The organism is Mycobacterium sp. (assembly GCF_032161845.1).
In the GTDB taxonomy this organism is placed as follows: Bacteria; Actinomycetota; Actinomycetes; order Mycobacteriales; family Mycobacteriaceae; genus Mycobacterium.
Genome location: NZ_JAVRQA010000282.1, coordinates 1 through 7,760, shown reverse-complemented (window position 1 = coordinate 7,760; position 7,760 = coordinate 1). Strand labels below are relative to the sequence as shown.

At 68.5% G+C, this 7,760-nt stretch carries 11 protein-coding genes; 8 read left to right on the top strand and 3 right to left on the bottom strand.

The annotated features are described in order from the left end of the window. The first annotated feature begins 47 nt into the window (after nt 1-47). Nucleotides 48-329, top strand: a complete 282-nt coding sequence (locus tag QOD90_RS15645; protein ID WP_526351245.1) for a 4a-hydroxytetrahydrobiopterin dehydratase — start codon at nt 48-50, stop codon at nt 327-329. Here the strand turns inward: QOD90_RS15645 and QOD90_RS15640 are convergent. Beyond that, entirely contained in the window at nt 310-1,536 is a 1,227-nt protein-coding gene (locus QOD90_RS15640; RefSeq protein ID WP_526351243.1) for a mannosyltransferase, read from the bottom strand. The genes QOD90_RS15645 and QOD90_RS15640 overlap by 20 nt on opposite strands. A gap of 136 nt (nt 1,537-1,672) precedes the next feature. Here QOD90_RS15640 and QOD90_RS15635 point away from each other — a divergent pair, with 136 nt between their 5' ends. Both QOD90_RS15635 and QOD90_RS15630 read left to right on the top strand, forming a co-directional pair. Beyond that, nucleotides 1,673-2,308, top strand: a complete 636-nt coding sequence (locus QOD90_RS15635; RefSeq protein WP_526351241.1) for a hypothetical protein — start codon at nt 1,673-1,675, stop codon at nt 2,306-2,308. 45 nt (nt 2,309-2,353) lie between these two features. Continuing rightward, complete coding sequence (locus QOD90_RS15630; RefSeq protein WP_526351239.1) at nt 2,354-3,325, top strand: Rv1157c family protein; 972 nt, start codon at nt 2,354-2,356, stop codon at nt 3,323-3,325. Nucleotides 3,326-3,353: 28 nt separating this feature from the next. Here the strand turns inward: QOD90_RS15630 and QOD90_RS15625 are convergent, their stop codons facing one another. After that, nucleotides 3,354-3,503 carry a DUF1059 domain-containing protein gene (locus QOD90_RS15625; RefSeq protein WP_526351238.1) on the bottom strand — a complete coding sequence of 50 codons (150 nt, stop codon included), beginning with the start codon at nt 3,501-3,503 and terminating at the stop codon, nt 3,354-3,356. A gap of 31 nt (nt 3,504-3,534) precedes the next feature. Between QOD90_RS15625 and QOD90_RS15620 the strand changes: the two genes are divergently transcribed. Next, on the top strand, nt 3,535-4,194 hold the full coding sequence (locus tag QOD90_RS15620; RefSeq protein ID WP_526351236.1) for a nitroreductase family protein: 660 nt from the start codon (nt 3,535-3,537) through the stop codon (nt 4,192-4,194). 5 nt (nt 4,195-4,199) lie between these two features. Here the strand turns inward: QOD90_RS15620 and QOD90_RS15615 are convergent, their stop codons facing one another. Continuing rightward, nucleotides 4,200-4,781 (bottom strand): HhH-GPD-type base excision DNA repair protein, encoded by a 582-nt coding sequence (locus QOD90_RS15615; protein WP_526351234.1) that lies wholly within the window; start codon nt 4,779-4,781, stop codon nt 4,200-4,202. Between the two features lie 58 nt (nt 4,782-4,839). Between QOD90_RS15615 and QOD90_RS15610 the strand changes: the two genes are divergently transcribed. From QOD90_RS15610 to QOD90_RS15595, 4 genes are all read left to right on the top strand, one after another. Then, nucleotides 4,840-6,051, top strand: a complete 1,212-nt coding sequence (locus tag QOD90_RS15610; RefSeq protein ID WP_526351232.1) for a sensor histidine kinase — start codon at nt 4,840-4,842, stop codon at nt 6,049-6,051. Further along, nucleotides 6,048-6,854 (top strand): LytR/AlgR family response regulator transcription factor, encoded by an 807-nt coding sequence (locus tag QOD90_RS15605; RefSeq protein ID WP_526351230.1) that lies wholly within the window; start codon nt 6,048-6,050, stop codon nt 6,852-6,854. Before QOD90_RS15610 ends, QOD90_RS15605 begins: the two co-directional genes overlap by 4 nt. After that, entirely contained in the window at nt 6,847-7,218 is a 372-nt protein-coding gene (locus QOD90_RS15600; RefSeq protein ID WP_526351228.1) for a hypothetical protein, read from the top strand. The genes QOD90_RS15605 and QOD90_RS15600 overlap by 8 nt, the downstream gene beginning before the upstream one ends. Next, nucleotides 7,215-7,760, top strand: a 546-nt coding sequence (locus QOD90_RS15595) for a sodium:solute symporter family transporter (protein ID WP_526351226.1), incomplete at its 3' end; no start/stop codon positions are given. The genes QOD90_RS15600 and QOD90_RS15595, both read left to right, overlap by 4 nt.

Here is a 7,760-nt window from a genome sequence, read left to right as displayed (position 1 = left end):
GCGACGACGATCTGGTTCGGCACGCAGCGACGGTATACCGTCGAGTGATGGCCGTGCTGACCGATCAACAGGTGGACGCCGCGCTGTCCGAGCTGGCGGGCTGGGAGCATTCCGACGGAGCCCTTCGCCGGTCGGTGAAGTTCCCCGCGTTTCTCGAAGGCGTCGACGCCGTCCGCCGCGTGGCCGAGCACGCCGAAAGCGAAGATCACCATCCCGACATCGACATCCGTTGGCGGACAGTTACTTTCACGCTCGTCACGCATTCCGAGGGTGGGATCACCGACAAGGACGTCGCAATGGCTGGCGACATCAATCGGATCGTCGGCTGACCACGGCAAGGTAGCCGAGCGTCGCCACCGCGCCGAGCACGTAGACCGAACCGGCCAACTCCGCGTACCACGGTCTGCCAGTGAGCCACCCGCTGTCGCTCGCGAACTTCACCAACCACGGCGAGCCGACGTAGGCCAGCACCACCCACCCCCACCCGAGGAATCGGGTTCGCGCCCGCAGCGGGCCCAGCACCAGCCACATCACCAGCGGCAGCAGCCACACCCAGTGATGAGTCCAGCTGATCGGGGAGAGCAGCAAGCCGAACAGCATCACGACGACGATCCGGCCGAGCGGATCGTCGGGTCCGATGCGCCACCACGCGGCCAGGCTCAGCATCGCGGTGACGACCAACGCGGCGACCAGTGTCGGCCCATACCCGACGTCGTGTCCCGCCAGATAGCCGAAGACTCCGCGTAGCGACTGATTCATCGGGGTGTCCACCACACCAACCCGGTCGGCGTTACCCAGCAGGGTGGTGAAGTAGAACCGGGCCTGCGCACCGCCCAACGCGATCGACGCCGCCACCGTCGCGCCGAACACCACGGCGGAGAACACGACCGCCAGCCACCGGCGGGCGCCGACGAAGTACAGGCCCGCGACCGCAGGCGTCAGCTTCATTCCCGTCGCGAGTCCCACCAGCAGTCCTGACACCCACCAGCGACTGCTGTACACGGCGGCCAGCACGGCGATCATGAGCAGGGCACCGATCTGGCCGAGCTCGAACAGATGGCGCATCGGCTCGAACCAGATCGCGAGCGCGGTCCACGCCATCGCCTGGCGAAAATCGTTCTTCCGCAACAACTTCAGCGCGAGCACCGCGCAGCCGTAGAGCGCCGCGACGATGCCGAGCTGCCAGCACAGGCCGACGAGGGGAAACGGCAGGAAGTGCAGCGGATAGAACATCACGCCCGCAAACGGCGGATAGGTGAACTGCAGCGGGAGCGGCGGAATGACCGGGTGGTACACGAAGTCGTAAAGGCCGCCGCGGTCCATCGTCGCGGCGCCGTCGACGTAGACGTGAAGGTCGATGAAGTTGGTGCCGTTGGGCACCAGGTAGGTGATCCCGAAGCGCGCGAGGAGGCTCAGCGCGAGCAGGTACGGCGCGACGGCCACGATTCGACTCCGCGGCGTCGCGTCGGCGGTGGCGGGTGCGACTTCTGTCTGTCTGGCTATCCGTCCGACTCTAGATTCCCCCGTCGCTTCGATGGCTCAGGTGTGCCATTGGGTCACCATCGGCCGTCGTGTCAGTAACGGTTGGATAAATGCCACACGTGTCACTTGAGTAACTTCAGTAACTCCGTAGCTTCGGTGTCAGACGTGCCGTCAACCGATTGGGAGAACCATGCGCTTCACCAGAAAACTGTTCGCCACCAGCGTGATTGCGGCCGCCTGCGCGGTCCCTGGCGCGCTGCTGCTCAGCGCGACCGCCTCGGCCGACCCCGCTCCGGTCCCGGCGATCCCGAACATCCCGTTCCTCAACCAGATCTCGGCGGCCAACGCGCCCGCGATGCTGCAGGGCCTCGCGTCGGCCTTTACCGGAGCGGCGGCCGCACCGGCCGCGGCACCGGCGGCAGCACCGGCACCGGCGGCAACCGCCTCGGTCACGCTGCCGCAGGCACCTGCCGTTCCCGCCACCCCAGCAGCGGCCCTTCCCGCGGCGGCCGTCCCCGCCGCGACTCCGGCCGCGGCCCCCGCGGCAGGCCTGATCCCCACTGCCGAAGTCCAGCTGCCGCAGGTTCCGAACAACCCGTTGCCGCTGCCGCAGCAGCTCAGCTTCCCTGGTGATCTGGCCTCGCTGATGCCCGCGGGCACGCCGCTGGCCAACCTGCTGCCGAAGTCCCCGTCCGCCATCCCGGCGGCGGTGCCCGCCGCCGCAGCCGCCGTCCCTGCCGCGGTGCCTGCCGCAACGGCGCCCGCCCTACCCGCCGCGACCGACGGGGTGCTCCCGCTGTTCTTCCCCACCTCAGCGCTGCCCTGACGCTTGCCCCACCAGGCCGCAGAATCTACGAATCACGGGAGAGTCATGCCTTCGACCAGAACGTTGCTGATCGCACTGGGTGCGTCGGCCGCGCTGACGCTGAGTGCCCAACCGGTCGCCCACGCAGAGCCCGCGCCACCGATCCCATTACCGATCAGCGGCCTTCAGGCGCCGGGGCTGCCCGCGATGGAGAGCCTGGGGCCTGCGATCCAGCAGGCCGCCGGTGACCCGACGAACGCCGCCTCGATGTTGATGGCCGCCGCGGCGGCGTTCGCAGGCAACAGCGCGACGCCGTCCGGTTCGAAGAACGTCGCGGCGGCGGTGAATCAGTTCGTCGCCGATCCTCAGGTGGCGCACGTCCCTGCAGCGGGTGCGATCCCCGGTACCGAGGCGCACCTCCCGCAGGGGATCGACCCCGCGAATGCGGCGGGCCCCGTGCCGGATGCCGCGCCGCTCGCGGCCGTCCCGGCTCCCGACGCGGTACCGGTGCCCGATCCCGCACCCGCTCCCGACGCGGCGGTCGCGGCCCCGCCGGATGCGGCACCTGCGGCGGCAGCCGTCCCAGGTCCCGACGGCGCGCCGGCGCCAGGACCCGCCTTCGGTCCGGATGCGCCAACGACCCAAGACTTCATGTATCCGTCGATCAGCAACGGGTGCTTGAAGGACGGCGGAAACGTTCTCGCGACGGCGATCTCGGTCGCCGGTCCGGCGTCGATCCCGAAGCCGGGCCCCGCCGCGGGTCAGACGGCCTACGTGTTCACCGCGATGGGCACGCCGGGGCCTGCCGCCGAGCAGAAGCTCCCGCTGAACGTGACCTGGGTCAATCTGACCTCGGGCAAGTCCGGCACCGTCACCCTCAAGCCGCAGGCCGACATCAACCCGGCCGGCCCGACGACGCTGACCGCGATCGCCGACACCGGATCGGGCAGCATCATGTCGACCATCTTCGGCCAGGTCACCACGACCGAGAAGCAGTGTCAGTTCATGCCGACGATCGGTTCGACCGTCGTCCCGTGACCTGCCCCTACCCGTCAGTGCGCTCCCGTCAGTACGCCATGAAGAGGATCATCTCCCGGTCGTACTCCCGGCCCGGGTGCACCTCGGAGAGATGCGTCTGAGCCTTCTCGACGAGGTCGTCCTCGTCGGTGCCGGTGATGGCCTCGCCGCAGGGACAGCTCAAGTGTGTTTTCGCCATGCCACCACGATCCCACAAGCATGATGACGACATGGAGTTGTACGAGGTAATGCGCACGACGGGGGCAGTCCGGCGGTTTACCGGGGATCCTCTTCCCGACGACGTGCTCGAGCGGATCCTGGACAACGCCCGCTTCGCCCCAAGTGGCGGCAACCGCCAAGGCGTGCGCGTGGTCGCGGTGCGCGACATGCCGACCCGCGAGCGGCTGGCCGAGTTGTCCACCCCTGGCGCACAGCGGTACGCCGCACAGATCGCCAACGGCGAAGCACCCTGGAACCCCTTGCAGCCCTGCGGTGTCGACGACGCGACGATCGACGCCACAGCGGTGCCAAGGGGCGGCGGCGGCACGCTGCTGGACGCCGAGGTGGTGCTGGTGATCTGCCTCGACCTCGGCGTCGTGGCGGCGTTCGATCAGGACCTGGACCGCATTGGGGTGATCAGCGGCGCGTCGGTGTACCCCTTCGTCTGGAACGTGCTGCTCGCCGCCCGCAACGAGGGGTATGGCGGCGTGTTGACGACGATGGTGGTCGCTCGCGAACCGATGGTGAAGGAGCTGCTGGGCATCCCCGACGACTACGCGGTCGCCGCCCTGCTGCCCCTTGGCAAGCCCGAACATCAGGTCACCAAGCTCACCCGCAAGCCCGTCGCGGAGTTCGTCACCCGTGAGCGGTTCGACGGCGGCGCGCTCTAGCCCCGTCAGGCGTTCGCGTTTGCCTTCGCCGCTGCCTTGGCGGCCTTCTTGTACGACCGCACCTTCTCCAACGAGCCCTGATCGACGACGTCGGCCACCGACATGTACACCCCCGCCTTGCCGTAGTCGCCCGCCGCTTCCCGCCAGCCCGTTGGCGTCACGCCGTACTGCTTGCCGAGGAGCGCCAGGAAGATCTTGGCCTTCTGTTCGCCGAAGCCGGGCAAGGCCTTGAGCCGACGCAGCACCTCGGCGCCGTCGGGATCACCAGCCGTCCACAGCCCCACGACGTCGCCGCCGTACTCGTCGACGACGGCCTGCGCCAGCGTCTGCAACCGCTTGGCCATCGAACCCGGAAACCTGTGCACCGCAGGCCTTTCCGAGAACAACCTGATGAAGGCATCCGGATCGTAGTCGGCGATCTCGCGGGCGTCGACTCCCCCGATGCGCTCGGCGATCTTGCGCGGCCCGGCGAACGCCACCTCCATGGGAATCTGCTGATCCAGCATCATGCCAACCAGCAGCGCAAAGGGATTGGACTCCAACAGCTCGTCGGCGGCCGGATCTTGCACTAGCTGCAGTTTCGCCATTGCGCCAGTCTAGGGTGGCCAACACTGCAGAGACCCTGCCCCGACCGAGCGAGGTGACATGCCTGCCGAGATCGCGATCGCCTTGGCGGCAGTGCTCATCCTGGCCACCGCGGCTGCAGTCATGGCGGTGCGCACCCGCCGCGTCGTCGCCACCCCCACCGAGCGGGCCGTGCACGCTGCCCTGCACACCGCCTCGCTGGCCGCGCACGCGCTGCGGCACGGGCTCGATGGGGCCTCGGCGCAACGAGCAGCACCGTTTCTGCGCCAGCTCACCGGGGCCGACGGCGTCGTCGTCTACGACGCGGCCTGTCAGCACCTGGCGCACGATCCATCCGATCGCTCGACATGGACCACCGATGCGCTCGCTGCGGCCGAGACCGCCGCGGAGGAGGCACTCACCGGCCAACGGCGGATCATGTCCGATCACCGGGCAGGCGCGATGGTGGCGCAGCCGCTGCTGACCGACGACGGCGACGCACTCGGCGTACTCGTCGCGGTGATGTCGCGCCAACCGGGACCGGGCATGCTCGGTGCCATCGGCGAGGTGGCAAGCTACGCCGCCAGCCAGCTCGAGCTCGCCGACCTCGACGCGTCGCGCGCCCGCCTCGACCGTGCCGAGGTGCTGGCCCTTCGCGCCCAGATCAGCCCGCACTTCATCTACAACGCGCTCAACACGATCGCATCGTTCGTGCGCACCGACCCCGATCGCGCCCGCGAGCTGATCATCGAGTTCGCCGACTTCACCCGCTACTCGTTCCGCGCCGCAGGGCAGTACACGACGCTGTCCGACGAGCTGCGCAACATCGACCGCTACCTGACCCTGGAGCGCGCCCGCTTTGGCGAGGCGCTGACGGTCAGGCTGCAGGTCGCACCCGAGATGCTCGCGGTCGTCGTGCCGTTCCTCGCACTGCAACCGTTGGTGGAGAACGCCGTCCGGCACGGGTTGGCGGGCCGCGGCGGTGGCACCGTCGAGCTGGTCGCCCACGACGACGGCACCGACTGCGTCATCACCGTCGAGGACGACGGCGTCGGGATGGACCCGGAGGCGCTGCGGTCGGGCCCCGCCGATCCGCTCGCCGACGGAGCGCCTGGCGCGGATGGCCACTCCGCACACGTGGGTCTGACCAATGTCGACCATCGCCTGCGCGCAGCGTTCGGAAACGATTACGGTCTGGTGGTCGAGACGGCCATGGGCGCGGGCACGAAGGTCATCATGCGGGTCCCGAAGTTTCGATCGGGCGTCCGGGCCGGCGGAGGTGCATTCGGTTGAGCAGGCCACTCGTGGTGCTCGCGGTCGACGACGAGGCTCCTGCGCTCGACGAGCTGGTGTACCTCCTGACCGAACATCCCGACATCGGCACGGTATTCAAGGCCGGTGACGCGACTTCGGCGCTGCGGGAACTGAACCGGCGGACCATCGACGCGGTGTTCCTCGACATCAACATGCCCGGGCTGAGCGGGCTCGAGCTCGCCGGGGTGTTGGCCAACTACTCCCATCGACCCGCCGTGGTGTTCGTGACGGCCCACGACGACAAGGCAGTCGAGGCGTTCGACGTCGGCGCGGTCGACTATCTGCTCAAACCCATTCGCCAGAGCAGGCTCGACGAGGCCGTCCGCAGAGTGCTGGCCTCCCCGCCGACTGCAACGATCGACGACGATGATCCCGACGTCATCCCCGCCGAACTCGGCGGCATCACCCACCTCGTCCCGCGGGACACCATCGGCTGGGTCGAAGCCGAGGGCGACTACGCGCGGCTGCATTCCGAATCCGGCGCACATCTGGTGCGCATCCCGTTGAGCACCCTTGAATCTCGTTGGCGGGAACGCGGATTCCAACGGATCCACCGCTCATATCTGGTGGCGCTTCGCCTTGTCGTCGGAGTGCGCACGACCGACGGCGCGGTGCTGGTTCGGTTGCGTGCGAACGGGGCGTCACCCGCCATCGAGCTGCCGGTGAGTCGCCGACAGGCCCGTGAGCTCCGTGACCGTGTCATCCGCGACCCGATGCGCAACCTGAGGCCGGATCCGGAGGGCAAGAGCGCAGCGACCGGGGGATTGACAGCCGATGACTAGCGGGCGACCGCAGCGCGAGCGCGTGATCCTCGCCAACCGCAGGGGTGCCAGGATCATCCGGACCCGGGTCGAGGTGCAGGAACAGACGCAGGTCGGCGACGCGCTCGTCCGCGGATTGATGCGGGCCCAGCTCGGCTTGGCGTTGCGACTGGCCGCCGTCGTCGTGTGCGCCGTCGCGGCAGTTCCGTTGCTGATCGGGCTCTTTCCCGAAATCGACGACGTTCGGGTGCTCGGCATCCGGCTGAACTGGCTCATTCTCGGCGTGGTGGTGTACCCGGTGCTCTACGGCGTCGGACGGCTCTACGTCCGGCTGGCCGAACAGGGTGAGCGGGACTTCATCCGCGTCGTCGACGGCGAACCATGACGGGTGCACCGTTGACGGCGGCAGCCCTGCTCACCTCCGTACTTGCCACCGTCGGCATCGGCTTCTACGGAATCCGGCTGTCTCGCACCACGTCCGACTTCCTGGTCGCGTCGCGCAGCATCGGGCCGCAATGGAATGCCGCCGCCATCTCCGGCGAATACCTCTCGGCCGCATCATTTCTCGGCGTGGCCGGCCTCATCGCCAAGTACGGCGCCGACGCACTGTGGTATCCGGTCGGGTTCACCGCCGGATACCTCGGCTTGCTGCTGTTCGTCGCGGCGCCACTGCGCCGGTCGGGCGCATACACCGTGCCCGACTTCGCCGAGTTCCGCTTGGGCTCGGCGCGATTGCGCAAGGTCGCGATGCTCGTCGTGGTGGTCATCTGTATCTTCTACCTCGTTCCGCAGTACCAGGGTGCCGGGCTGGCGCTGAAAACCCTTTTGGGTCTGCCAGTCTGGCTCGGCCCGGTTGCCGTTGGCGCCATCGTGATCATCAACGTCATCGGCGGCGGCATGCGGTCCATCACGTTCGTGCAGGCGTTC

What these genes read in the sequence shown, in the direction of transcription:
- QOD90_RS15645 (WP_526351245.1), top strand. Translation starts at nt 48, where the DNA reads ATGGCCGTGCTGACCGATCAACAGGTGGACGCCGCGCTGTCCGAGCTG.
- QOD90_RS15600 (WP_526351228.1), top strand. Translation starts at nt 6,847, where the DNA reads ATGACTAGCGGGCGACCGCAGCGCGAGCGCGTGATCCTCGCCAACCGC.
- QOD90_RS15610 (WP_526351232.1), top strand. Translation starts at nt 4,840, where the DNA reads ATGCCTGCCGAGATCGCGATCGCCTTGGCGGCAGTGCTCATCCTGGCC.
- QOD90_RS15620 (WP_526351236.1), top strand. Translation starts at nt 3,535, where the DNA reads ATGGAGTTGTACGAGGTAATGCGCACGACGGGGGCAGTCCGGCGGTTT.
- QOD90_RS15615 (WP_526351234.1), bottom strand. Translation starts at nt 4,781, where the DNA reads ATGGCGAAACTGCAGCTAGTGCAAGATCCGGCCGCCGACGAGCTGTTG.
- QOD90_RS15625 (WP_526351238.1), bottom strand. Translation starts at nt 3,503, where the DNA reads ATGGCGAAAACACACTTGAGCTGTCCCTGCGGCGAGGCCATCACCGGC.
- QOD90_RS15630 (WP_526351239.1), top strand. Translation starts at nt 2,354, where the DNA reads ATGCCTTCGACCAGAACGTTGCTGATCGCACTGGGTGCGTCGGCCGCG.
- QOD90_RS15635 (WP_526351241.1), top strand. Translation starts at nt 1,673, where the DNA reads ATGCGCTTCACCAGAAAACTGTTCGCCACCAGCGTGATTGCGGCCGCC.